General features: G+C 64.0%; 22 protein-coding genes. 16 read left to right on the plus strand and 6 right to left on the minus strand.

What is annotated here, in order from left to right:
* Positions 1-22 precede the first annotated feature (22 nt).
* Complete coding sequence (locus NKH78_RS01780; RefSeq protein ID WP_352737708.1) at positions 23-2,212, plus strand: anthranilate synthase; 2,190 nt, start codon at positions 23-25, stop codon at positions 2,210-2,212.
* 32 nt (positions 2,213-2,244) lie between these two features.
* Positions 2,245-3,174, plus strand: a complete 930-nt coding sequence (locus NKH78_RS01785) for a cation diffusion facilitator family transporter (protein ID WP_502896230.1) — start codon at positions 2,245-2,247, stop codon at positions 3,172-3,174.
* Positions 3,175-3,403: 229 nt separating this feature from the next.
* Here NKH78_RS01785 and NKH78_RS01790 read toward each other — a convergent pair whose 3' ends face one another.
* Positions 3,404-4,486: a hypothetical protein gene (locus tag NKH78_RS01790; protein WP_352508985.1), complete on the minus strand. Its 1,083-nt coding sequence runs from the start codon at positions 4,484-4,486 to the stop codon at positions 3,404-3,406.
* Between the two features lie 101 nt (positions 4,487-4,587).
* Here NKH78_RS01790 and NKH78_RS01795 point away from each other — a divergent pair, with 101 nt between their 5' ends.
* The 4 genes from NKH78_RS01795 (at position 4,588) to NKH78_RS01810 (ending at position 7,584) form a co-directional block, all read left to right on the plus strand.
* Positions 4,588-5,046 (plus strand): DsrE family protein, encoded by a 459-nt coding sequence (locus tag NKH78_RS01795; protein ID WP_352456435.1) that lies wholly within the window; start codon positions 4,588-4,590, stop codon positions 5,044-5,046.
* A gap of 171 nt (positions 5,047-5,217) precedes the next feature.
* Positions 5,218-6,015 (plus strand): SDR family NAD(P)-dependent oxidoreductase, encoded by a 798-nt coding sequence (locus tag NKH78_RS01800; protein ID WP_352881706.1) that lies wholly within the window; start codon positions 5,218-5,220, stop codon positions 6,013-6,015.
* A gap of 49 nt (positions 6,016-6,064) precedes the next feature.
* Entirely contained in the window at positions 6,065-6,370 is a 306-nt protein-coding gene (locus NKH78_RS01805) for a putative quinol monooxygenase (protein WP_352478046.1), read from the plus strand.
* 125 nt (positions 6,371-6,495) lie between these two features.
* Entirely contained in the window at positions 6,496-7,584 is a 1,089-nt protein-coding gene (locus tag NKH78_RS01810; protein ID WP_352737707.1) for an AbrB family transcriptional regulator, read from the plus strand.
* Between the two features lie 17 nt (positions 7,585-7,601).
* Here the strand turns inward: NKH78_RS01810 and NKH78_RS01815 are convergent, their stop codons facing one another.
* Positions 7,602-7,916 carry a nuclear transport factor 2 family protein gene (locus tag NKH78_RS01815; RefSeq protein WP_254819134.1) on the minus strand — a complete coding sequence of 105 codons (315 nt, stop codon included), beginning with the start codon at positions 7,914-7,916 and terminating at the stop codon, positions 7,602-7,604.
* Between the two features lie 617 nt (positions 7,917-8,533).
* Here NKH78_RS01815 and leuA point away from each other — a divergent pair.
* From leuA to NKH78_RS01835, 4 genes are all read left to right on the plus strand, one after another.
* Positions 8,534-10,270: a 2-isopropylmalate synthase gene (leuA, locus tag NKH78_RS01820; protein WP_352737706.1), complete on the plus strand. Its 1,737-nt coding sequence runs from the start codon at positions 8,534-8,536 to the stop codon at positions 10,268-10,270.
* A gap of 143 nt (positions 10,271-10,413) precedes the next feature.
* Complete coding sequence (locus tag NKH78_RS01825) at positions 10,414-12,201, plus strand: tetratricopeptide repeat protein (protein WP_352651068.1); 1,788 nt, start codon at positions 10,414-10,416, stop codon at positions 12,199-12,201.
* Between the two features lie 213 nt (positions 12,202-12,414).
* Positions 12,415-13,218 carry an alpha/beta fold hydrolase gene (locus tag NKH78_RS01830; protein ID WP_352737705.1) on the plus strand — a complete coding sequence of 268 codons (804 nt, stop codon included), beginning with the start codon at positions 12,415-12,417 and terminating at the stop codon, positions 13,216-13,218.
* A 133-nt stretch (positions 13,219-13,351) separates the two neighbouring features.
* The gene (locus tag NKH78_RS01835) at positions 13,352-13,969 is read left to right on the plus strand and encodes a hypothetical protein (RefSeq protein ID WP_254819130.1); all 618 of its coding nucleotides are present in this window, start codon (positions 13,352-13,354) and stop codon (positions 13,967-13,969) included.
* Positions 13,970-14,041: 72 nt separating this feature from the next.
* On the opposite strand, the gene NKH78_RS01840 is transcribed toward NKH78_RS01835, so the two are convergent.
* Positions 14,042-14,986, minus strand: coding sequence for a metallophosphoesterase family protein (locus NKH78_RS01840; protein ID WP_254819270.1), 945 nt, complete (start codon positions 14,984-14,986; stop codon positions 14,042-14,044).
* Positions 14,987-15,039: 53 nt separating this feature from the next.
* On the opposite strand from NKH78_RS01840, the gene NKH78_RS01845 reads away from it, so the two are divergent.
* Positions 15,040-15,540, plus strand: coding sequence for an NUDIX domain-containing protein (locus tag NKH78_RS01845; RefSeq protein WP_352508992.1), 501 nt, complete (start codon positions 15,040-15,042; stop codon positions 15,538-15,540).
* 2 nt (positions 15,541-15,542) lie between these two features.
* Here NKH78_RS01845 and NKH78_RS01850 read toward each other — a convergent pair whose 3' ends face one another.
* Complete coding sequence (locus tag NKH78_RS01850; RefSeq protein WP_352737704.1) at positions 15,543-16,532, minus strand: glutathione S-transferase family protein; 990 nt, start codon at positions 16,530-16,532, stop codon at positions 15,543-15,545.
* A gap of 278 nt (positions 16,533-16,810) precedes the next feature.
* Here NKH78_RS01850 and NKH78_RS01855 point away from each other — a divergent pair, with 278 nt between their 5' ends.
* The 4 genes from NKH78_RS01855 to NKH78_RS01870 all read left to right on the plus strand — a co-directional run bounded on the left by NKH78_RS01855 (position 16,811) and on the right by NKH78_RS01870 (position 19,463).
* Positions 16,811-17,347 (plus strand): GNAT family N-acetyltransferase, encoded by a 537-nt coding sequence (locus NKH78_RS01855; protein ID WP_254819127.1) that lies wholly within the window; start codon positions 16,811-16,813, stop codon positions 17,345-17,347.
* 64 nt (positions 17,348-17,411) lie between these two features.
* Positions 17,412-18,173 (plus strand): 3-hydroxyacyl-CoA dehydrogenase, encoded by a 762-nt coding sequence (locus NKH78_RS01860; RefSeq protein ID WP_352508994.1) that lies wholly within the window; start codon positions 17,412-17,414, stop codon positions 18,171-18,173.
* Positions 18,145-18,951 (plus strand): HugZ family pyridoxamine 5'-phosphate oxidase, encoded by an 807-nt coding sequence (locus tag NKH78_RS01865; protein WP_352702936.1) that lies wholly within the window; start codon positions 18,145-18,147, stop codon positions 18,949-18,951. The genes NKH78_RS01860 and NKH78_RS01865 overlap by 29 nt, the downstream gene beginning before the upstream one ends.
* Before the next feature lie 173 nt (positions 18,952-19,124).
* Positions 19,125-19,463, plus strand: a complete 339-nt coding sequence (locus NKH78_RS01870) for an ArsR/SmtB family transcription factor (protein WP_254819124.1) — start codon at positions 19,125-19,127, stop codon at positions 19,461-19,463.
* A gap of 88 nt (positions 19,464-19,551) precedes the next feature.
* Here the strand turns inward: NKH78_RS01870 and NKH78_RS01875 are convergent, their stop codons facing one another.
* Positions 19,552-20,556 (minus strand): L,D-transpeptidase, encoded by a 1,005-nt coding sequence (locus NKH78_RS01875; protein WP_352881713.1) that lies wholly within the window; start codon positions 20,554-20,556, stop codon positions 19,552-19,554.
* A gap of 312 nt (positions 20,557-20,868) precedes the next feature.
* Here NKH78_RS01875 and NKH78_RS01880 point away from each other — a divergent pair, with 312 nt between their 5' ends.
* A complete protein-coding gene (locus tag NKH78_RS01880; protein ID WP_352737703.1) occupies positions 20,869-21,666 on the plus strand; it encodes a TrmH family RNA methyltransferase in 798 nt (265 codons plus the stop codon).
* 110 nt (positions 21,667-21,776) lie between these two features.
* Here the strand turns inward: NKH78_RS01880 and NKH78_RS01885 are convergent, their stop codons facing one another.
* Complete coding sequence (locus tag NKH78_RS01885) at positions 21,777-22,940, minus strand: coiled-coil domain-containing protein (RefSeq protein ID WP_352737702.1); 1,164 nt, start codon at positions 22,938-22,940, stop codon at positions 21,777-21,779.
* Positions 22,941-22,977: the final 37 nt, after the last annotated feature.

A 22,977-nucleotide genomic window follows, 5' to 3' on the forward strand; every position in this document is an offset into this window, starting at 1 on the left:
AAAGACGCTGATGGAGACGGCAATGACGACGAAAATTCTGGAGAATGGCGCCGAGCGCTTCGTCACCGCGGGCGGCGTGGCGATTACCCGCCAGCGCCATGATCGGCCGTATGAGGGAGCGATCGATGGCTATGTCGACGGGCTGAATTCGCGCCGCGGCGCCGTGTTTTCCTCGAATTACGAATATCCCGGCCGCTATACGCGCTGGGACACCGCCATCATCGATCCGCCGGTGGTGATCTCGGCACGCGGCCGCGCCATGCGCATCGAGGCGCTGAACCGCCGCGGCGAGGTGCTTTTGCCGGTGATCGGCACGGTGCTTGCCGGCCTTGACGATGTCACGATCACCGAGACGTCGAACAAACTCGTCCGCCTCGAAGTTGCCAAGCCCGGCCGTGTCTTCACCGAGGAGGAACGCAGCCGCGTTCCCTCCGTCTTCACCGTGCTGCGTGCCATCACCGCCTTGTTCAAGACCGAGGAAGATGCCAATCTCGGCCTCTATGGCGCCTTCGGCTACGACCTCGCCTTCCAGTTCGATCCGGTCGACTATAAGCTCGAGCGCAAGCCAAGCCAGCGCGATCTCGTGCTGTTCCTGCCCGACGAGATCCTCGTCGTCGACCACTATTCGACCAAGGCCTGGACCGACCGCTACGACTATTCCGGCGATGGCTTCTCGACCGAAGGCCTGCCGCGCGACGAAATCGTCGAGCCGTTCAGGACCGCCGACCGCATCCCGCCGCGCGGCGACCACGAGCCCGGCGAATATGCCAAGCTGGTGCGCAAGGCGATGAAGAGCTTTGAGCGTGGCGACCTGTTCGAAGTGGTGCCGGGGCAGATGTTCTACGAACGCTGCGAAACCCAGCCCTCCGAGATTTCCCGCAAGCTGAAGAGCATCAACCCTTCGCCCTATTCCTTCTTCATCAATCTCGGCGAGGGCGAATATCTGATCGGCGCCTCGCCGGAAATGTTCGTGCGCGTCAACGGCCGCCGCGTCGAGACCTGCCCGATCTCCGGTACCATCAAGCGCGGCGACGACGCCATCTCCGACAGCGAGCAGATCCTGAAGCTGCTCAATTCGAAGAAGGACGAATCCGAACTCACCATGTGCTCGGACGTCGACCGCAACGACAAGTCGAGGGTCTGCGAGCCGGGCTCGGTGCGCGTCATCGGCCGCCGCCAGATCGAGATGTACTCCCGCCTGATCCACACCGTCGACCACATCGAGGGGCGGCTGCGCGAAGGCATGGACGCCTTCGACGCCTTTCTGTCGCATGCCTGGGCCGTCACCGTTACCGGCGCGCCGAAATTATGGGCAATGCGCTTCATCGAGCAGAACGAGAAGAGCCCGCGCGCCTGGTATGGCGGAGCGATCGGCATGGTCAATTTCAACGGCGACATGAACACCGGCCTGACGCTTCGCACCATCCGCATCAAGGATGGCATCGCCGAAGTGCGCGCCGGCGCCACGCTGCTCTTCGACAGCATTCCCGAGGAAGAAGAAGCCGAAACCGAACTGAAGGCATCCGCCATGCTCTCCGCCATCCGCGACGCCAAATCAGGCAATGCCGCCAGCACCGAACGCAGCACCGCGCGTGTCGGCGACGGCGTCAACATCCTGCTGGTCGACCACGAGGACAGTTTCGTCCATACGCTCGCCAACTATTTCCGCCAGACCGGCGCCAATGTCTCGACGGTGCGCACACCGGTGCCGGACGAGATCTTCGACCGGCTGAAGCCAAACCTGGTCGTGCTCTCGCCCGGCCCCGGCACGCCGAAGGACTTCGACTGCGCCGCCACCATCAAGCGGGCCCGTGCGCGCGACCTGCCGATCTTCGGCGTCTGCCTCGGGCTGCAGGCGCTGGCCGAGGCCTATGGCGGCGAGCTGCGCCAACTGCACATCCCGATGCATGGCAAGCCGTCGCGCATCCGCGTGTCGAAGCCGGGCATCATCTTCTCCGGCCTGCCCAAGGAGGTGACGGTCGGCCGCTATCATTCGATCTTTGCCGATCCGGTACGGCTGCCCGATGGTTTTGTCGTCACCGCCGAGACCGAGGACGGCATCATCATGGCCTTCGAGCACCGCAAGGAGCCGATCGCCGCAGTGCAGTTCCACCCGGAATCGATCATGACGCTCGGCCACAATGCCGGCATGCGCATCATCGAGAACATCGTCGCGCACCTGCCGCGCAAGGCCAAGGAAAAGGCCGCTTAGTTCGAGGGCTCAGTGTTGGGATCTTTTCCCCAGTGACCGCGGCGGAAATCAAAGCCGCCGCCAGGCAGAAGGTCGCCAGCCTCGCCTTCTGGTCGATCGTCGTCGCCTGCGTCGTGCTCGGCCTGAAGCTGGTGGCCTGGTACGTCACCGGTTCGGTCGCGCTTTATTCGGACGCGCTGGAATCGATCGTCAACGTCATTGCCTCTGCCGCCGCCTATTGGGCGATCCAGGTCAGCTACAAGCCAGCCGACCAGGACCATCCGTTCGGCCACCACAAGGCCGAGTATTTCTCGGCCGTCCTCGAAGGCGTGCTGATCGTGCTTGCCGCCTTGCTGATCCTCAATGAGGTCTGGTGGTCCTGGCAGCATCCCGCCCTGCTGGAAAAGCCATGGACCGGCCTTGCCGTCAATGGCGTCGCAACGGTCATCAACGCCGTCTGGGCCTTGACGCTGATCCGCACCGGCCGACGCGAAAAATCGCCGGCTCTCGTTGCCGACGGCAGGCACATCATGACCGACGTGGCGACCTCGGTCGGTGTGTTCATCGGCCTGGTCGGCGCCGTACTGACCGGCTGGCAGGTTCTCGATCCGGCTCTTGCGGTGATCGTGGCGCTGAACATTCTGTGGCAGGGCTGGCACGTCATCGGCTCGTCGATGAACGGGCTGATGGACCGCGCGGTCGACACCCAGGAACATATCCGCATACGCGACATCATCTCGGCCAATTGCAAGGGCGCGCTCGAGGTCCACGACCTGAAGACGCGCATCGCCGGCCGCGCCACCTTCATCGAGTTCCACCTGGTCGTCGACGCCGACATGTCGGTCGGCGCCAGCCACGTCATCTGCGACCGCATCGAGGACGCGCTGCAGGCAGAGATCCCTTCCGTGCGGGTCATCATCCATGTCGAACCCGACGACGAAGCGAAACTGCCCAAAGGCACGACCGCCGTGCCGTTCGCGTGAGGCGATAGCGGGACGCCGCCATCCAAAACCTTGAGGTTGGCGGGACAGCACCCCCCTCTGTCCTGCCGGACATCTCCCCCTCAAGGGTGGAGATTGGATGTCGCTTCGGCTTTCGCCAATTTTCAAAGAAGAACGCTGTCGGTGAAGCTGCCGATCTCCCCCCTTGAGGGGGAGATGTCCGGCAGGACAGAGGGGGGTGCTGTCCCGCCGGCATCGCGTCTCTGAACTGCTACAGCCCGCAGGCAGCCTGCGGCATCGGCTCCAGCCGGTAGACCTTGTCGTCGGACATTGTGTCGCCCTCCGCCGAACACAGATCGATGATCGGCAGACCGCTGTTCGGGTTGGCCAGCATCATCGTGCCGTTGGCGCCGCGGCGAAGGAAGACCTCCTGTTGCCCGATATCGCAGGAGGCAGCACCCGTCTTCGCGCTCGCCGCGCAGCGCCACTGGTCGCCCTCGCCCTGACAGTTATAGACCTGCGTGACCTTGGCCGATTTCTGCCGCGTGGTAACCGAAACGGCGATATCGGCGCCGCTTGGCCAATTGGCCGGATCGCCCTCCTTGGCGAAAGACGCCAGCTCGACCGGTCCGCGGAAAACCCTGATCGACTGGGTCAGCTGATCGGGATGCGAGCCGAGATGCTCGGCGTCGTAGTCGCGTCCGTAGCAGAAGGGCTGGTCCGGCTTCAGCCGCTCGCGCAATGGCGGGCCAAGGGCCGGGTCGATCGGGTCGATGCGCGCGAACTCCGCCTTGCAGGTGGCGGCCGGCATCGGGTCGAGCCTGAAGCCGTTGTCGTCCTTGCCCAGCGCCTGCCTTTCATACTCCGCCTTGCCGAGCTCGTCTTCCGATCCCGCGTCGAGATAGAGGTCGGGCTGCACGTCCGAGACGATCAGCCGGCCTTTGTCGTCGACCTTCAGCGAAGCCATGGTGCGGTCGCAGTCCATGCCGCAACGGATCGGGCCGGTCTTGCCGTCCTCCGACTCATGACTGCACCAGCCGCCGAGCCATTCAGGCGCCTCGGCGCCGCGCACCGTCGTCGCCATGAAGCCATTGTAGGAGGAATCGATGCCGGTGCTTGGCTCCTCGTTTGGCCGGCTGACCGGATCGCGGCCGTAATAGAAGAAGATGCGCGTCACCTTCTGCTGCGGATGCGACTTGAGATGCGCGGCGTCATAGACGCGGCCGAAGCAGGCGTCCTTGCCGTCGGGGCTGAGCTCGGTGAGTTTGAGCGTGTCATCGGCGAAAGCAGAGCCGGCGACGGCGGCGAGCAAGGCAACCCCAACTCCGGCGCCCATCACGGTCCTTGATATCATGCTGGCTCCCCCTGCCCCGACAAGACATGGCGTGAACTTATGTTAGGATCGAGGCCGAGGCCACGCAATTTGCGCCGGCCGGCCAAATGGGAGATGAAGCCATGCGACGCCGCGATATTTTCCGCGTCGGTCTTGCCGGGGCCGCCGGGCTTTTCGGGCTGCGCCCCATCAAGGCCGCAGCTAGTGAAGTCAAGCCGGCGGCGGCCGAAGAGGAAAGGCAAAAGGTCGCCTATCACCTCAGCGACCTCGACAAGGTCAATTTCGTGCTCGGCAACATCAAGAACCACTTCGAAGGCACCGACGGCAAAGTCGACATCGCGCTTGTCGTGCACGGCCCAGCACTTGCCGCCTTCAAGTCGAAGGGCATATCGGCCGCCATTTCCGGGCGGTTCGCCGGCCTTGTCCAGGATGGGCTCAGCCCGCACGCTTGCGCCAACACCATGCACGGCATGGATATCGGCCTGGCCGACCTGCTCGACGGCTTCCATGCAGCCGACAGGGGCGGCGTCGTCAAGCTCGCCGAATTGCAACGCCAGGGCTACGCCTATCTCAGGCCATAGGGCAATTCCAGGAAAAGTGTGAAACGGTTTTCCGTCCGGAATTGCGTCAAGACAAAGAGGGAGCGGTTCGCCGTTTCCGTGAAACGGTGAACCGCTCTAAACTTTTACGGACTTGAACGCGAGGACTGCGAGGGCCTACGAAGAGCAGGCAGAGTCCCCGGAGGAATAGACGTGCCAGCCACCACCACCCTTGTCAGCCCCTCTCTGGTCATCCCCGACCTTGCCGGAAAGGCGGTCCTGGTGACCGGCGCCTCGACCGGCATCGGCGCGGCGCTCGCACTCGCCTACGCCGCGCAGAAATGCCGCGTCGCGCTGCATTACAATTCGAGCCGCGCGGCTGCCGAAAACCTGGCCGCGACCATTCGCAACGGCGGCGGCGACGTGTTCCTCGCCCAGGGCGATTTCTCGATCCCCGCCGATGTCGAGCGCGTCGTCGAGGACAGTGCGCAACATTTCGGCCGGCTCGACGGCCTCGTCAACAATGCCGGCGGCATGCTCGGCCGCGTGCCCTATGCCGAGCAGACCGAAGCGCATTACGACGCGGTGATGGATCTCAACGCGCGTTCCGTGCTGACAGCTTCGCGCAAGGCGATCCCATGGCTGAAGCGGCAGGGCGGCTTCATCGTCAACACCTCCTCGATCGCCGCGCGCGACGGCGCCGGTGGCGGCGCCGGCCTTTACGGCTCGGCCAAAGCCTTCGTCTCCAACGTCACGCGCGGCATGGCCAAGGAGCTGATCGGCTTCAACATCCGCGTCAACGCGGTGGCGCCCGGCACCATCGCCACCCCTTTCCACGAGCGCTACTCGACCGACGACCAGATGAAAGGCATGATCGCCACCATCCCGCAGGGCCGCGCCGGCACGGCCGAGGACTGCGTCGGCGCCTATCTGTTCCTCTCCTCCGATCTGTTGAGCGGCTACATCATCGGCCAGGTGATCGAGGTCAATGGCGGGCAGTTGATGCCGTAGACGGCGAACTGCATACTCCTGGTTGCGTCATCTCAACGGAGCAAAGCGAATGTACGGACTGATCGGCAAGATGCGGGCGATGCGCGGCCAGCGTGACGCAATGATGGATATCCTGCTCGCCAGCACCGGCGCCATGCCCGGCTGCCTGAACTACATCATCGCCACCGATCCGGCCGATGCCGACGCGATCTGGGTGACCGAGGTGTGGACCGATGCCGAAAGCCACAAGGCTTCGCTGCAGCTGCCCGAAATCCAGGCGGCAATCGCCAAGGCACGGCCGATCATCGCCGGGTTCGAGTTCCAGGTGGAGACGCATCCTGTTGGCGGGTTCGGCTTGCCAGTGAAGGCGGAATAGAGGGAGAGGCCGGCGGGACAGCGCCCCCCTCTGGCCTGCCGGCCATCTCCTAGTGCAGTCGTCACCCAAGGCCAACCCCGCAAAAAGGGTTCGCATTTTTTCGCGGCCGGTCTAAGAGCCCATCTATGGATTCTTCCCCGAACCCGCCGGCCATCGAGCACCTGGCGCGGATCCACAAGGCCTGGCAGTGGCCCGTCCTGGTGGTGGTCTCGGTGCTGTTTGCCGGCGCGCTGGAACTCGCCGCCCTGCCGGCCGCGCTCTTGATCGGACCGATGCTGGCGGCCATCGTCGCCGGCACCAACGGCGCCACGGTGCGCGTGCCGCGGGTTCTGTTCGGCTCAGCCCAGGCGGTCGTCGGCTGCCTGGTCGCCAGTTCCATCTCGGCCGATATCTTTCCCGTCTTCTACAAGGAATGGCCGCTGTTCCTTGGGGTCGTGATGGCGACGGTCGCGGCATCCAGCCTGCTCGGCTGGCTGATCAGCCGCTGGCGCATCCTGCCCGGCACCACCGCGGTCTGGGGCTCGTCGCCGGGCGCCGCCACCGCCATGGTGCTGATGGCCGGTGCGTTCGGCACCGACCAGCGCCTCGTCGCCTTCATGCTTTATCTGCGCGTAATCTGCGTCTCGATGACGGCAGCCCTGGTGGCCAAGCTCTGGGTCGACACCTCGGGCATCGAGGTGCCGGCCATCGTCTGGTTCCCACCGGTCGACCCGCAAGGCTTAGCCGCGACTTTCGGCGTGGCGCTGGTTGGCGGCCTCGCCGGCAAGATTTTCCGGCTGCCGTCGCCGTTCTTCCTCGGCACCTTCATTTTCGGCACCGTGATCCATCTTGGGCTCGGCGTGACCATGCAGTTGCCGCCCTGGCTGCTTGCCTTGAGCTATACGACGATCGGCTGGAGCATCGGCCTGAATTTCACCAGGGCCATTTTGCGCCACGCGGCCCGCGCGCTGCCGCAGATCGTCGGCTCGATCATTGCCCTGATCGGCTTTTGCGGCGGCCTCGCCTTCCTGATCAGCCGCCTGCTCGGCATCGATCCGCTGACCGCCTATCTGGCAACCAGCCCGGGCGGCATGGACAGCGTCGCCATCATCGCCGCCGCCGCGCAGCATGTCGACATATCCTTCGTCATGGCGCTGCAATCGGCACGCTTCCTGATCGTGCTTCTGGTCGGCCCAAGCGTGGCGCGGCTGGTGGCGAGAAGCCTGCGGGAGTAAAGACCAGCTGGGCTGCGTCAGCTGATCACCAGGCTCGATATACGCTCGCCGTCCAGCGTGAAGACCATATCGCCCTCGCCGTTGAAACCGTTGCCTTCGACGGCGATGCGAACGCGGCAGGTGCCGTCCGCTGCTGCGATGCCGAGGATGCTGAACCTGGACTGCACGCCGATATTGTCCGACTGGTTCCAGCGCGCAATCTGCTCGCGGCCCCGGAACGACCGGCCCCAGTCGCTCAGAAAGGCATCCGGCGTGAAACTGTCCAGGAAGGCTTCGGTGTCGCCGGCATTGGTGGCTTCGACAAAGCGGCGGATGGGATCGGGCGTGTCCATGTCTTTCCTCCTGGACCGGATTCCGGTGCTCTGGAAGGAGCGGCCGGATGGGACGATAGGGTAGTCCTCGAAGCATGACGCCGAAAATAAAAACCCGCCTCGGGAGGCGGGTCGTTGGAGCCAATTAGCACCATACCCAGATTAGTAGCATAGCTGCCGGCACAAAGCAAGAACAAAATGTGGCTACCCCGGACAATCGCGACAGGTTTGCGCCGCCCTGCGTGAAGGGCAGCGCCGGCATCGGTCATCCTTTTGATTGATTTCCCTGGCATCGAACAGCCCCAAGCCGACAGCGAGGCTCCCACTTGCCTCGCTTTGCCCGCTCCTGTATGAAAACCGCCATGAGCCCGCGCGCCACCTCTTTTGCGTCCCGTCCGACCGGCATTGCCGGCCAGACCGTTCGCGCGCTTGCCTCCACCCTGCTGCTTCTTGGCCTTATCGGCGATCGCCGGGTTCGCTGAAGGAGCGCCCGGCGGTCGAATTCGCCGCTCACGCGCACGCTCCTTGGCCAGTCTACAAATTGGCACGTCACATCAAGCGAACGAAATTCTGGTAAAGGCGCCGCTCGCCACCAATCCGCCTGAAGCTGGATCCGCGAGCCGCCGGGAGAAAAGACGATGAACGCAAGAGAAGATATCCGTCTGAACGTAGAGGAAACCACCAAGCCCGCAAGGGGCATGCCGGACGCTGCCCGCAAATACCAACCCTATCCGACCGTCGGCCTTGCCGATCGCACCTGGCCTTCGAAAGTGATCGACGAGGCGCCGATCTGGTGCTCGGTCGACCTGCGCGACGGCAACCAGGCGCTGATCGATCCGATGGGCCAGGAACGCAAGGCGCGCATGTTCGCCCTGCTGCTCGACATGGGCTTCAAGGAGATCGAGATCGGCTTCCCGTCGGCCTCGCAGACCGACTTCGATTTCGCCCGCTGGTGCATCGAACAAGGCAACGTGCCCGCCGACGTCTCGCTGCAGGTCCTGGTACAGTGCCGGCCGGAACTGATCACCCGCACTTTCGAGGCGCTGAAGGGCGCCACCAACCCGATCGTCCATTTCTATAACTCGACCAGCGAGCTGCAGCGCCGTGTCGTCTTCGAGAAGGACGTCGCCGGCATCAAGCGGATCGCCACCGATGCGGCCAAGATGATCACCGACATGGCGGCGAAGGCCGGCGGCGGCTACCGTTTCGAATACTCGCCGGAGAGCTTTACCGGCACCGAGCTCGAAGTGGCGCTGGAGATCTGTAACGCGGTCACCGAGATCGTCAGGCCGACGGCGGAAAACAAGCTGATCATCAACCTGCCCTCCACGGTCGAGATGTCGACGCCCAACATCTATGCAGACCGCATCGAATGGATGTGCCGCAATCTCGACAACCGCGAGAACCTGTTGATCTCGCTGCACCCGCACAATGACCGCGGCACCGGCATCGCCACCACAGAACTCGGCCTGATGGCGGGCGCCGACCGCGTCGAAGGCACGCTGTTCGGCAATGGCGAGCGCACCGGCAATGTCGACATCGTCACGCTGGCGCTCAACATGTACACGCAAGGCGTCGATCCCGAGCTCGACTGCTCCGACATCAACCGCATGAAGGACGTCTACGAATACTCCAACCAGCTGAAGATCCCAGAGCGCCATCCCTATGTCGGCGAGCTCGTCTACACCGCCTTTTCCGGCTCGCACCAGGACGCCATCAACAAGGGGATGAAGGCGCTGCGCAAGGCCAACACGCCGCACTGGGAGGTGCCCTACCTGCCGATCGACCCGGCCGATGTCGGCCGCAGCTATGAAGCTATCATCCGCATCAACTCGCAGTCCGGCAAGGGCGGTATCGCCTATGTGCTGCATGCGGATTACGGCCTCAACCTGCCGCGCAACCTGCAGATCGAGTTCAGCCAGGCCATCCAGGCGATCACCGACGCCGAAGGCAAGGAAGTGCCGGCCAGGCGCATCTACGAGCGCTTTCTCGATACCTATGTCGACCAGCCCGGCGCGCGGCTGAAGTTCCTCGACCACCACACCTACCCCGACACCGAGGTCAAGGGCCGGCGCGTGGTCGAAGCGGTGATCCTCGACAAAGGCAAGGAGGTGACCATATCAGGCACCGGCACCGGCCCGATCGACGGCTTCGTCGATGCGCTGTCGCGCCATGTCGGGGTGCCCATGTCGGTGCTGGATTATTCCGAGCATTCCATGCAGCGCGGCTCGAATGCCTCGGCCATTTCCTATGTCGAGATGGAACATCCGGACGGCAAGCTGTTCGGCGCCGGCATCAACACCAACATCGTCGCCGCCTCGCTCGAAGCCGTGGTTTCGGCCGCCAACCGCATCGTCGGCCGAAAGCTCGGCTAGCCGAGACTGCCAGACTTGCGCCATCGGCCCACCGGACTTTTATCCGGTGGGTACGCTATCGCACCATAAGCACACGCTTGTAAGGCGCCGCCAGCGCTATATGATTGTACCTCAACCTGTGCCGAATTCGAAGGGATCGACACTTGCAGCATACCACGCCTGCCGCCCCCGCAGTGCGCGAAACGCTGGAGCGATTGCTTGCCAGCGAAACGTTCGGACGATCCGAGCGCGCGCGCAAGCTGCTCCGCTATCTCGTCGAGCGCGAGCAGGCAGGCGAAGCCGACCGGCTCAAGGGCTTCTCCATAGCGATGGACGTCTTCGGCAAGGACGGCGATTTCGATCCGTCGACCGATGCGGTGGTGCGGGTGCAGGCCGGCAGGCTGCGCGAGCTTCTGCAGCAGTATTTCGCCAATGAGGGCGTTGCCGAACCGGTCCGCATCGCCATTCCGCGCGGCGGCTATGTTCCATCCTACGAACTCAATGCCATTCGCTTGCCGGCGGAGGTGGAGGCAAAGAGCAAGCCGCAGCCGGCGACAGAGGAGGCGACAAACGCCCCGCCCGGATCGCCGGAAGATGCCCGCAACCGGACACATCCGGCTGCATTGCTGAGCGTTCCAGCCGTCGCCCCTGCTGCACCTTCGCTGCAGCGCCATTTGCAGTTCTTCTGGCTGGCGATCGCGCTGGTCATCCTCATGCTGGGTGTGCTGATCCTTCGTCAGGGCAGCGTGGTGTTGCTGACCGGCGGCGACACGGCGGTCGAGACCGCGGTGGCGACCGCCAGCATTGCAGCGCCTCCGGTTGAAAACCTTCCCCAGGTCTACATCGCCATCAAGGCCGACAGCGACGTGGCTCGCCGTGTCGCCGCATCGCTGCGCGCCGGCCTTAGCGGCTTCGACACCATCAATTTCATCGGCCGTGATGCCGACAGCCCGCCCGATCCAGTTACCGACGCCGCCAGCTTCGTATTCGATGTCCTGCCCGGGCCGCGCAGCGGCGACATCATGCTCGAGCTGCAAAGCGTGGCAACAGGCCGCGTGCTGCTGTCACGCAACCTGACCGCCGGCGACAGCGCGAACACCGCCATCGAGGACCAGATCTCCGGCATTTTGAGCTCGGCTCTTCCCGCCTCGGGCACGATCTACAACTACATCGAGCAGAGCGGCATCCAGACCGGGCTGACGGCGTGCCTGGTGCTCAACGGCAAATATTATCTCGACCAGAATGCCCAGACGCACGAAGCCGCCTACCGCTGCCTCGAAGATCTTGCCAACGGGAAGGCGAAGTCGTCGCTCGTCTATTCGGAGCTCGCGTCCTTGCATCTTGAAGCGGTCACCGACCACTATCCCTACCCCGCCGACGCGACGATCGAAAAAGCGATGACGTTTGCCCATCGCGCCATCCAGATGGGCCCGACCAGCCCCTACGCGCACCGCGCCCTTGGTTATCTCAACTCGCGCATGGGCGATTCCGCGGAATCGATCCGCTGGATGCGCAAGGCCTATGAGCTCAATCCGTATGATCTCGCAATGGCCGCCGCCTATGGCTACGGGCTGGTTTTCGCCGGCAGGTACAGCGAGGGCACCCCGATCATCGCTCACGCGGTGGACATCGCCAGCGCCCATCCGACATGGTGGGATTACGGGCTGTTCGCCGGAGAGTTCATGATGGGCGACATGAACAAGGCGACGCTCGCCGGCGACGGCTTGCGAACGACGGAAATGAAATCGCATTATCTGGCCGCGCGGCTGATCGGTGCCAAAGCTGCCGGCCGCGAGAAGCTGGCGAGCAGGCTGCTGCAGGAACTGACCACCAAATTCCCGAAATTCGCAGCCGATCCGCGCGCAACCTTCGTCGAGCGAAGATATCCCGCCGATCTGACCAACCGGCTGGTGGAGGCCCTGCGCGCCGCCGGGCTTGGCGGCGCCAGCTGACGTCTCCCGGCGCGTGCACGACGTCAGGTGATCGCGAAGATTTTACTGGCCATCCGGACGGCCAAAGCGCAATTCAGACACAATTTGAACCGGCCAATCTGATCCCACATAGGTCTGATCGCGCATAAGACTGATCTCCGCATAAGTCTGATCTCCCGCAAAGACTGATCCTCGCATAAGACCGCCCCCGGGCATCTGATCCATAAAGTTTGCATGAGCCCATCTCTTTACGCTGCCGAACGGGGCACCGGCCCGACAACCATCGCCTTGCTGCATGGTTTCGGTGGCTGCCACGACGACTGGCGCGAGGTGGCCGCGTCCCTGGCACTCGGCGCGCGGACGTTGGCCTATGATCTGCCGGGGCATGGGCTGTCGCTCGATTTTCCGGGCAGCGGTCCGGCCAGGATTGCAGCCAGTGCCGTCCTTACGGATTTTTCCGCTCGCGGGATTAAGCGGGCCCATCTCGTCGGCCATTCGATGGGCGGCGCCGTGGCCGCCCTGATGGCATTGAACGAGCCGGAAAAAATAGCCTCGCTGACGCTGCTGGCGCCGGGCGGTTTCGGTCCTGAGATCAATGGTCCGCTGCTGCGTCGTTACGCCGCCGCTGCCGGCACGGATGAAATCCGCGCCTGTCTTGCCGACATGTCGGGACCACAAAGCCGACCTTCGCAGCATAGGGTCGATCTCGTCAACGAGATGCGGCAGCGTCCCGGTCAGCTACGGACACTTGTCGAGCTCGGGGCCGCCATGACCAGGGCTGATCGGCAAGGCGTCATCCCAAGCGAGCGGCTTAAAACGCTGAATATGCCAATCATGGTGGTTTGGGGAACCAACGACGCGATGCTGCCCGTCAGCCAGGCGGACGGCCTGCCGAAGCATTTTCATCTGCACCACGTGCTGGAAGCCGGCCACATGCTGGTCGAGGAAGCGCCCGGCCTGGTCGTCGAGGCTGTCCGTCGCAACATGCGGCGCCGCAGCAGGCGGCCTCGTCCAGAATTGGCTGCGGCGGCGAGCTGATCCGCCCTCGCGCGGGACGGCCGCGGCGCAGGTGCTCCTTCCACCGAACCCTTGCCGGCCCGTCGATCTGGCAAGTGCATTTTGCCGGCGGCTGTGTTAATTCGGTGTTAACCTAACCCGCGAGGCAACGCCGATGAAGGACGCAGGCGAGAACATCACCCAGATCGATCAGTCGCGAAAACTGTCCGATGCCATTCGCGACGTCAAGAACGCCTTCGCCGACCGCGACGATGTCGTCGTCGACATGCGCGAAGCGCATCGCATGCGGCTCGATCTGCTTGCCGCCGAACTCGCACCGGTCTTCGGCGACGTGCCCACCGACATGGACAGTTTCGACTTCGCCGTCTCGTCCGGCCTGCAGCCACGGCTGTGGATCGACGCCGTCAGCCATGTCGCCATGGGACGCGACCGCCGCACCTACCGCTTTCTCAAGGACACACGCATCGGCCGCGTCGTCCTCGCCGAATCGACCGACATGAAGGTCGTTGCCGACCAGGTGACGCGCTATGTCGCCGAGCGCGTTGTCGAACGCCAGAGAATGATGGAAGGCGGCATCGAGCAAGCCGTCGCCGGCCTCAAACGCGCCCTGGTGGCGGAGGCCGAGCCGCCGCTGCAGATCGCCGCGCGCAGCAACGGCTGGTCGGCGTTCTTCTCGGGCCTCGGCCTGATCGCCGCCGGCGCCCTGGTCGGCCTGGCGATTTCGCTCGTACTGTTCTGGGATCGCATCGTCGCGATGAAAATCAGCTTCTAAAGCGGTTCAGCGTTTCACCGAAATGCTGAACGGCTCTATCTCTTTGTTCTGACGCAATTCCGAAAAACCGCTTCACACTTTTCCTGGAATTGCTCTAGCCATCGACGCCTCGGCCTCGACGCCAAGCTCCAGCGTCTGCAGGTCGCTGGGCGGCAATGCCGGCCCGGTCAGGCCGCGGCGCGTCAGCCTGATCCGCCAATTGTCCTTTTCACCGTCGATGTCGAGCAGATTGTATTGCGCCGGCGCATGCGAACTGCCGGGGGCCTGCCCGGCGGCGGCGACGCCGACCACCGGGATTTTTGTCTTGCGGGCGCCGATGAAGAACAGCGACGGCACATGCGAATGGCCATGCAGCACAAGTTCGGCGCCGTGCCGGTGAAGCACCCTGTGGAAGCGCGAGATGCCGAACAGCCGCTTGTTCTGCGAAACGGCGCCGCGCATCGGCGGGTGGTGGATCATGATCACCCGGAACAGGCCGCGCTTGCCTGTGGCGTCGAGCATGCCGCGCAGCCGTTCCGCCTGGCCTTCCAGAAAGAAGCCGTTGGCCATGAACGGAGCCGTGGCGCGCGCCGTGGAGACGCCGATCAGCGCAACATCGCCGCGTACGCGCAGATACGGAAAGGTGTTGCGGTCGACCGGCGTATTGACGCCGTCGCCGGTCATCCATGCCGCCCACGACCGGCAGGTCTTGTCGAAGGCGCCCGGCACATAGGCGTCATGGTTTCCCGGCACCACCGACACGTCGTTGGGCGAGCCCAGCGTCTCCAGCCAGTGCTTGGCCATCTCGAGTTCGCCGTCGAGCGCCAGATTGACCAGGTCGCCCGTGATGGCGAGATGGTCCGGCCCGCTGGCCTTCATGTCGGCGACGATCGTGTCGATGACGGCGTCGTGCATGTGGCGGCGGCGGTTGCGCTGCCAATTGACGTAGCCGACCACGCGCTTGGAGGCGAGATCGCGATAGGTTACATCGGGGAGCGGCCCCAGATGGACATCGGAAATATGCGCGAGCCTGAACATCTTTTCTTCATAGGCGAGGCGCGCGCCGCTTTCCACTCACGGTTTCGCGGACGATGACGACGCCGGATCCGGAGCAAGCGCTGCGCCAGACCGGATGGCCGGGCCTCAGGGCAAGGCTGTTTCACCTGTATTTCGTACTGCGGCGGCCGATGACGCTCGGCGTGCGCGGCTTGATTCACGACCGCCCCTCCAATTCCGTCTTCCTCATCCGCCATACCTATGTTCCTGGCTGGCACCTGCCCGGCGGTGGCGTCGAGTTGGGCGAGACGATGATCGAAGCGCTGACACGCGAAGTCTTCGAGGAAGGCAACATCGCGCTGACCGGACCGCCGGTGCTGAAGTCGCTGCATTTCAACCGCCGCGCCAGCCGCCGCGATCATGTCGGCCTTTATCTGGTCGAGGAGTTCGACCAGCCAGCACCCAAGCTGCCTGACCGCGAGATCGCCGAAGCCGGCTTCTTCCCGCTCGACCGCTTGCCTCAGGGAACGACGCCGGCAACTTTGCGACGGATTGCCGAGGTTTTTGATGGCGCAGCGGTATCGCCTTACTGGTAAAATCAGGCAGCCTTCCTGAACCTGTCGCGGTCATGCGGCGCGCCATAGTCGAGCTCTGGCCCGACCGGCACGATGCGCGTCGGGTTGATCGTCTCGTGGCTGCCGTAATAATGCGCTTTGATGTGGTGCAAATTCACCGTGCCGGCAACGCCCGGCACCTGGTAGAGGTCGCGCAGATAATTCGACAGGTTCGGATAGTCGGCGATGCGGCGCAGATTGCATTTGAAATGGCCGACATAGACCGGGTCGAAGCGGACCAGTGTCGTGAACAGCCGCCAGTCCGCCTCTGTGATGCGGCCGCCAACGAGATAGCGCTGCTTTGACAGGCGGTCCTCCAGCGTCTCGAGCGCCGAGAACAATTCGCCGAACGCCTCCTCGTAGGCTGTCTGCGTGGTGGCGAAGCCGGCACGGTAGACGCCATTGTTGACCGCGGGATAGACCAGCGCATTGACCGCATCGATCTCGCCGCGCAACGGTTCCGGATAGAAATCGAGCTTGGCATCGCCCCATTCGTCGAACGTCGAATTGAGCATGCGGATAATCTCGGAGGATTCGTTCGAAACGATGGTCTGCTCGCGTTTGTCCCACAGCACGGGAACGGTGACGCGGCCCGAATAGCCGGGATCGGCCCTGGTGTAGATCTGGTGCAGGAAATCGAGGCCGTAGAGCGTGTCGCCGGTGGCGCCGTCCTCGGCCAGGAACGTCCAGCCGTCGGCGCCCATGAAATGATGGACGACCGAGATGGAAATCACGTCCTCGAGTTTCTTGAGCACGCGAAAGATCAGCGTCCGATGCGCCCACGGGCAGGCGAGCGAGACATAGAGGTGATAGCGGCCGGGCTCGGCCTTGAAGCCGCGTTTTCGTCCTTCGGCCGGCGCGCCGTCGCGGGTCACCCAGTCGCGCCACTGTGACTGCGCGCGCACGAATTTCCCGCCGCTCTCCCCGGTATCGTACCAGCGGTCCTGCCATTGGCCTTCGACTAGCAATCCCATGAAATATCCTTTCGCGTTCCTACCCGATGTAGGGCAGCAAGCGGCCCCGCGGAAATCCTCGACGCTGAACAGATCGTCAACGGCTGCGTCGAGTGCGTGTCGGCTGCGCCGGCCGATTGCGGCGGCTGAAAATTGGTGGTAGCGGACATCCACATGTTTGACTTTGCCGTGATCCGGTTCGACCGACGACGAAAGAGCGCCCGCGCTTGATGAAGCGCTGACTGGCGAACGCTGCCGCTTGCAGCAAACCTTTCCTCGTATACCGGAACGCAAAGACCATGAGCCTTGCCGACGTGAAATACCTGCCGGAAACTCCGGCGCATGATCCTGAAATCGAAGCCATCAACAACGAGGCTTTCGGGCCGGGCCGTTTCGTGCTTGCCGCCTACAAGATCCGCCAAGCTGGCTCGCACGAACGCGCTTTGTCATTCGTGGCCGTCGACGGCGCAATCGTCGTCGCCTCGGTACGGATGACGCGTATCGCCGCCGGTGCCGGCCGCGCGCTGATGCTCGGGCCGCTCGCCGTGCGGCCGGCCTTCAAAAATCTCGGCATTGGCCGCAAGCTGGTGGCAATCGCGCTGGAAGCCGCCGCCAAGGCCGGCGCGCCGGCCGTGATGCTGGTCGGCGACGAACCCTATTACGGCCCGCTCGGCTTCAAGAGGCTGCCGCGCGGGCAGATCTCGATGCCGCGTCCGGTCGATCCCGATCGGCTTTTGGCGCACGAGATCATGCCGGGCGCGGTGGCAAGGCTGGTGGGCGAGGTTTGCCACGCCGACCAGGCAAGGATTGCCGAGCACATCGCCGCGATGGCGTGACCGTGCCGGCGCTGTTGCACGGTGGCTTCGCAGCATTAGTCTGGGCAGGGAGGCGAACGTCAAGATGAACCCGAACGGCCAGATTGCGATCGTCACCGGCGGCGGCTCTGGCCTTGGCGAGGCGACGGCGCGCGCTCTTGCCGTCCGTGGCGCCAGGGTTGCCGTCCTCGATCTCGGCATTGACCGGGCGGCCAAGGTGGCGGCCGACATCGGCGGCATCGCCGTCCAATGTGATGTGAGCAACGCGGAGAGCGGTGCCGCTGCTGTCGCGGGAGTGGGTGAGACGCTCGGCGAGCCGCGCATTCTGGTCAATTGCGCCGGCATCGCCATCGGCTTGAAGACGATCGGCAAGGATGGAGCGCACCCACTCGATCAATACCGCAAGGTGATCGAGGTCAATCTGATCGGCACCTTCAACATGATCCGCCTGGTCGCCGACCGGACCGCGAGGCTCGAACCGCTACAGGGCGGCGAGCGCGGCGTGATCGTCAACACCGCATCGGTCGCGGCCTATGACGGCCAGATCGGCCAGGCGGCCTATTCCGCGTCCAAGGCTGGCGTCGTCGGCATGACGCTGCCGGTGGCGCGCGATCTCGCCCGCTTTGGCATTCGCGTCTGCACCATCGCGCCCGGCATCTTCAGGACGCCGATGATGGCCGGCATGCCGCAGGAGGTGCAGGATTCGCTCGGCGCCGCAGTACCCTTCCCTTCCCGTTTGGGCGAGCCTTCGGAATACGCGGCACTTGTCTTGCACATCGTCGAGAACCAGATGCTCAATGGCGAGACCATTCGCCTCGATGGCGCCATCCGCATGGCGCCGAAATAAAAGCGACGGTGGTGCTTTGGACGAACCCAGGAAAGACGTGATCCGCGCGACCGACGCCGAGGCGATCAGGCTGGCAAAGACGCTGATCCGCAGCGCCCGTTTCGGCGCGCTGGCGGTGCTCGAACCAGGGACCGGTTCGCCGCTGGCCAGCCGGGTCGGCGTCGCCACCGACATCGACGGTACGCCATTGATCCTGGTCTCGATGCTGTCGGCCCACACCGGCGCTATCCTTGCCGACCCGCGCTGCTCGTTGCTCGTCGGCGAACCCGGCAAGGGCGATCCGCTGGCGCATCCGCGACTGACGCTCGTCTGCCGCGCCGTCCGGCTCGAACGCGGATCGAACGAACACGCCCGCGCCGAGCGGCGCTACCTCAACCACAATCCCAAGGCGAAGCTCTATGCCGGACTCGGCGACTTCTCGATCTTCCGGCTCGAACCGGAGCGCGCCAGCCTGAACGGCGGCTTCGGCAAGGCCTATCTGCTCGACCGCACCTATCTGGTCGCGACGGGAGCGATCGTCGAAGAGCTTGCCGTCGGCGAGCAATCGGCACTCGACCATATGAACGCCGACCATCTCGATGCGATTGCCCTCTACGCAAGTCATTTCGGCGGGGCCGAGGGCGACGGCTGGATCGTCACCGGGTTCGACGCCGACGGGATGGATCTCGTATCCGGCGACGATGTCTGTCGGGTCTTCTTCCCCGAGCCGCTGGCAGCGGCACGCGACCTCAGGCCTGTCCTGGTCGATATGGCAAAGGCCGCCCGATCGGCAAATTAATCACAGCCGCACAGTTAATCGGCTTGCATGGAAAGCAAGCCTTGAGATTTGAGCGAAATGTTCTACCTTTGCGAGTGACGCTGAATCGCTGGCGTGCATCTATAGGGAAAGTCTATGGAATCCGACGCTATTGCCCCCATAGCGGCGGATGAGCAAGAAGGCATGGGGGATCTATGGTCTCGAACAAACTAGTCGCCAACGCCGGAACCGCGGCTGCGTTTCTGACGCTGATGGGCAACGAAAAACGTTTGTTGATCATGAGCTATCTGGCCGAGGGCGAGATGTCGGTCGGCGCCATAGCCGAGAAGGTGTCGCTCAGCCAATCCGCCCTGTCACAGCATCTGGCCAAGCTCAGGGCTTCCGACCTTGTCGAGACCCGCCGCGATCGGCAAATGATCTATTATTCCTGCAAATCCGGGGCGGTGCGCGAATTGCTGCATATGCTGGACGGCATTTTTGGCGAAGGTGAACTGTCGCAGATGGCTCACCGGCTGCGTCGCGCCGGGACTTGAGCGGCCGAGGCGGAGAACACCCCGCCAAATCCGCTTGCCGCCAAATCCGCCTTGCTGCCAAATCCGCCTTGTTGCCAAGTCAGCCTTGCTACTGAACACGCTCGTCGGCGGCCTGCGCAATCTCCTCCTTGAACTCGACCTTCGTGCCCGGCTGCACCTTCGAGGCAAGGTCTTCGGCATCCCAATTGGTCAACCGGATGCAGCCATGCGAAAAGGTCGTGCCGATCTTGCCGGGTTCGGGCGTGCCGTGGATGCCGTAGCTTTCGATGGAAAGGTCGATCCAGACCGATCCCACGGGATTGTTCGGCCCGGCAGCGACGGTGAAGGGCCGCTTGGTCTTGACCCCCTTGAAAGCGAAGTCCGGATCGTAGTGATAGGTAGGGTTGTGCACCACGCGCCTGACCTCTGCCATGCCGCTTGGCGCCGGCTTCTCCTCGCTCCCAATCGAGGCGGGGTAGACCGCCAGCCATTTGCCGGCACGGTCGAGCACCCGCACCAGGCGAGCGCCCTTGTCGACCTCGATGGTGGCGACGCCGGCGGGAGGGTCGCCCCTGTCGACATCCGGCACCACCAAGGTCCTGCCGGGCTTCCTGAGGCTGGTGCCCGGATTGAGCATTCTCAGCAATTGTTCGCTGATATGGAAGCGCTCGGCCAACCTCTCCACCGCATTGCGGTAGCCGAGCCGCCGCAAGCGGGCCATCCTCTCCAAGCGGGCGGGAATACGCCGGGTGAACGGTCCACGCACATCCTTGCGCATCACCTCATAGGTCGCCAGCACCGGCTTGGCGGAGGTTGCGATGAGTTTGCTCCAGGTCTGTGGACTGAGCTTGCCATCGGGCGGAAGTCCGTTTGCCGCCTGAAACGCGGCGACGGCCTTGGCGAAGTTCTGGGAAAGGCGACCGTCGATCAGGCCCGGCGAGAAGCGGGCGCGATCCAGAAGGATCTGCGCCTTCAGCAGCATCGGATCGACACCCTTCGGTTCGCCGACAGTGAATTGGGCCTGATTGACGGTGGCCGGATCGAGCTTGGCGGCGCGGGCCACGCCGCATGCAAGGGCAAGCGTGGCGGCAAAGACGACGAGGAGCCTGATCATCGATGTCCTTCCAGGACCGCAGCAGGAGCCCGCTTCTATGACGCGGCATGGCCCTGTGCGGTTCCCTCGCCCCATCGAAATTCTGCATTGAAGCGGCTTTGCCGAAGAGCCGTACCGCGGGAATCAATATTCCCCCGTCGCCAAAGCCCGGGCAGATTCCATCCTGGCCCGGCGCCCCAGTGACTGGATGACTATTAGAACGGCGTGCATCCATTTCGACGCTGAGATACGGTCTGAGCTTCGGATCCGGCATCATGCCTTCCGAAACCGAGTCCCGATTCGTGCCCGACGCCATGGTCCGCCGAGGAAGCCATGAATCCGATCCGCATAGACGATCCGCACGATCCCCGCGTCGCAGCCTATCTCGACATCCGGGAGCGAGATCTTGCCGGCCGGCAAGGCCGTTTCGTCGCCGAAGGCAAGGTGGTGCTCGACACGCTGCTCGCCGCCCGGCGCTTCGAGGCAGAATCGGTGCTGGTACTCGAAAACCGGCTGGCCGGCCTCGATGACGTCTTGCGCAAGGCGCCTGCCGGGCTTCCGATCTATGTCGCATCCGGCGAAATCATCGACAGGATTGCCGGATTCCACATGCATCGCGGCATATTGGCGATCGGCCGCAAGGGCGCGGCCATCTCCGCCGAGGCCTTGCTTGGCGCACTGCCCGCCCGCGCGCTGATCGTGGTGCTGGTCGGCATCGCCAATCATGACAATATGGGCTCGATCTTCCGCAATGCCGCGGCCTTTGGCGCGGATGCCGTGCTTCTCGACCCGACCTGCTGCGATCCGCTGTACCGCAAGGCAATCCGCGTCTCGGTGGGTGCGGCCTTGAAAGTCCCCTTCGCCTGCTTTGCCGATACCGCCGGCTGCACCGCAATGCTCGACCGGCAAGGCTTCAGCCAATTCGCCTTGTCGCCGCGCGGGCAGATCGACATTCGCGATGCCGAGAGAAACGAGCGGCTGGCGCTCTATCTCGGCACCGAGGGCGAAGGCCTGCCGGAAAGCCTGCTTGCCCGCCTGCAGACGCTACGGATCGGTATGGCGCAAGGCTTCGACAGCCTGAACGTCGCCGCCGCGTCAGCCATCGCGCTGCATCATTTTTCCGGAGCCTGATGCAGGCTGCGCAAAAGCGTGCAGCGGTTTTGCGATAACTTAAAGCGCGTCCGATGAGGCCGGTCGAACGCGACGCGCTTTGGAGCCGCCGCACTCGCACTTGCGGTATCTCAGTCGGTCGAAGCGGCCTTCTGCAGCGCTCGCACCCGATCGGCAAGGCTGCGTCCGCCGCTCCCCGGCCGCGTATCCTCAGCCGCTGCAAGCGCCCGGGCGATCGGCGAATCCGGCCCGTCGAGCTTTGCCGTCAGGGCCACGACTTGCGCCGCCAGATCGTTCATCTCTTCGCGCAATGCCGCGCCGGCTCTGCCGGCATCATCTCCGGCCCGTGATTTCGACGTTTCAACGGCAGCAAGATCTGTCTTCAGCCGCCTGTTCTCGCGTGCCAGCGATGTCAGCCTGGCCTCCAGCCGCTCGCGGTCGGCGTCGAGCTTGGCGGTTGTCTTTTCGATGTCGCCGTTGGCGGCCACATTGACCTGACTGCCTGGCACGCCGGCAAGACCCGCCGCAGGCGCCCTTTCAGCGCCTTTCGGCTTTTCGCGAAGGCGCACCAGTTCCTTCTCGCGGCGCTCCAGCCTGTCCTCGCGATCGGCCAGCGTGGCGAGCAGGCGTTCGATTTTCTTTTCGAGGTCGCCGGTTCTTTTCTTCTCGGCCTTCAGCGCGTCCCGCAAAGCCTTGCTTTCGGCTGCCAATTCCTGGCTGCGCCTGTCCGCCTCCTTACGCTGGCCGCGCAGCAGCGAAATGTCGCTCGCCAGCTTCTGCAGCTCGGATTCGCGCGCCACCAGCTCGATCTGCCGGCTGCTGGATGAGAAACTGGCGTCGTCATACATGTGCTCCAGTTTCCGCAGTTCGAGCCCGCGCTTTTCGAGGGCGCGCTCGGTCTCCGCAAGCCGCTCCGACAGCTGCTGCAGCTGCTCATCGCGCTTGCGAAGCTCCTCGCCCCTGGTTGTAAGATCGGCGACGACCCGGTTCTTGTCCTGCCGCTCGGCCGCCAATTCCTTCAGGGCTTCGCGGTCGCGGCCGATCTCGACCAGCTGTTCGGCGGCCTTCTCGCGCAATGACTTGACGGTCATTTCCAGCCGGCGCACCGAAACCGCGAACTCGGCGCGAATGCGATCCTTGTCCGCCTGGATCTCGGCCAGCGTCAACGGCATCGAACTCTCGACGCGCTTGCGCGTCAGCGCCACCGCCCGCCGCCACACGGCCGGAGCAATCATCAGCGCCAGAAAGCCCGCGCAGAGAAAGCCGAGAACAAAGAACAGGATCGACTGGACCAAGATGACTATCCGTTGTGCATGGCAACCGCCAAAGGTC

The sequence above is a fragment of the Mesorhizobium sp. M0910 genome, assembly GCF_040319465.1.
Classification (GTDB): Bacteria; Pseudomonadota; Alphaproteobacteria; order Rhizobiales; family Rhizobiaceae; genus Mesorhizobium.

Coding starts and splice junctions, on each gene's coding strand:
- NKH78_RS01840 (WP_254819270.1), bottom strand. CDS start 14,986: ATGTTCAGGCTCGCGCATATTTCCGATGTCCATCTGGGGCCGCTCCCC.
- NKH78_RS01795 (WP_352456435.1), top strand. CDS start 4,588: ATGCGACGCCGCGATATTTTCCGCGTCGGTCTTGCCGGGGCCGCCGGG.
- NKH78_RS01805 (WP_352478046.1), top strand. CDS start 6,065: ATGTACGGACTGATCGGCAAGATGCGGGCGATGCGCGGCCAGCGTGAC.
- NKH78_RS01860 (WP_352508994.1), top strand. CDS start 17,412: ATGAACCCGAACGGCCAGATTGCGATCGTCACCGGCGGCGGCTCTGGC.
- NKH78_RS01810 (WP_352737707.1), top strand. CDS start 6,496: ATGGATTCTTCCCCGAACCCGCCGGCCATCGAGCACCTGGCGCGGATC.
- NKH78_RS01875 (WP_352881713.1), bottom strand. CDS start 20,556: ATGATCAGGCTCCTCGTCGTCTTTGCCGCCACGCTTGCCCTTGCATGC.
- NKH78_RS01790 (WP_352508985.1), bottom strand. CDS start 4,486: ATGATATCAAGGACCGTGATGGGCGCCGGAGTTGGGGTTGCCTTGCTC.
- NKH78_RS01865 (WP_352702936.1), top strand. CDS start 18,145: ATGGCGCCATCCGCATGGCGCCGAAATAAAAGCGACGGTGGTGCTTTG.
- NKH78_RS01815 (WP_254819134.1), bottom strand. CDS start 7,916: ATGGACACGCCCGATCCCATCCGCCGCTTTGTCGAAGCCACCAATGCC.
- NKH78_RS01835 (WP_254819130.1), top strand. CDS start 13,352: ATGAAGGACGCAGGCGAGAACATCACCCAGATCGATCAGTCGCGAAAA.
- NKH78_RS01870 (WP_254819124.1), top strand. CDS start 19,125: ATGGTCTCGAACAAACTAGTCGCCAACGCCGGAACCGCGGCTGCGTTT.
- NKH78_RS01830 (WP_352737705.1), top strand. CDS start 12,415: ATGAGCCCATCTCTTTACGCTGCCGAACGGGGCACCGGCCCGACAACC.
- NKH78_RS01855 (WP_254819127.1), top strand. CDS start 16,811: ATGAGCCTTGCCGACGTGAAATACCTGCCGGAAACTCCGGCGCATGAT.
- NKH78_RS01880 (WP_352737703.1), top strand. CDS start 20,869: ATGAATCCGATCCGCATAGACGATCCGCACGATCCCCGCGTCGCAGCC.
- NKH78_RS01850 (WP_352737704.1), bottom strand. CDS start 16,532: ATGGGATTGCTAGTCGAAGGCCAATGGCAGGACCGCTGGTACGATACC.
- NKH78_RS01780 (WP_352737708.1), top strand. CDS start 23: ATGACGACGAAAATTCTGGAGAATGGCGCCGAGCGCTTCGTCACCGCG.
- leuA (WP_352737706.1), top strand. CDS start 8,534: ATGAACGCAAGAGAAGATATCCGTCTGAACGTAGAGGAAACCACCAAG.
- NKH78_RS01845 (WP_352508992.1), top strand. CDS start 15,040: ATGACGACGCCGGATCCGGAGCAAGCGCTGCGCCAGACCGGATGGCCG.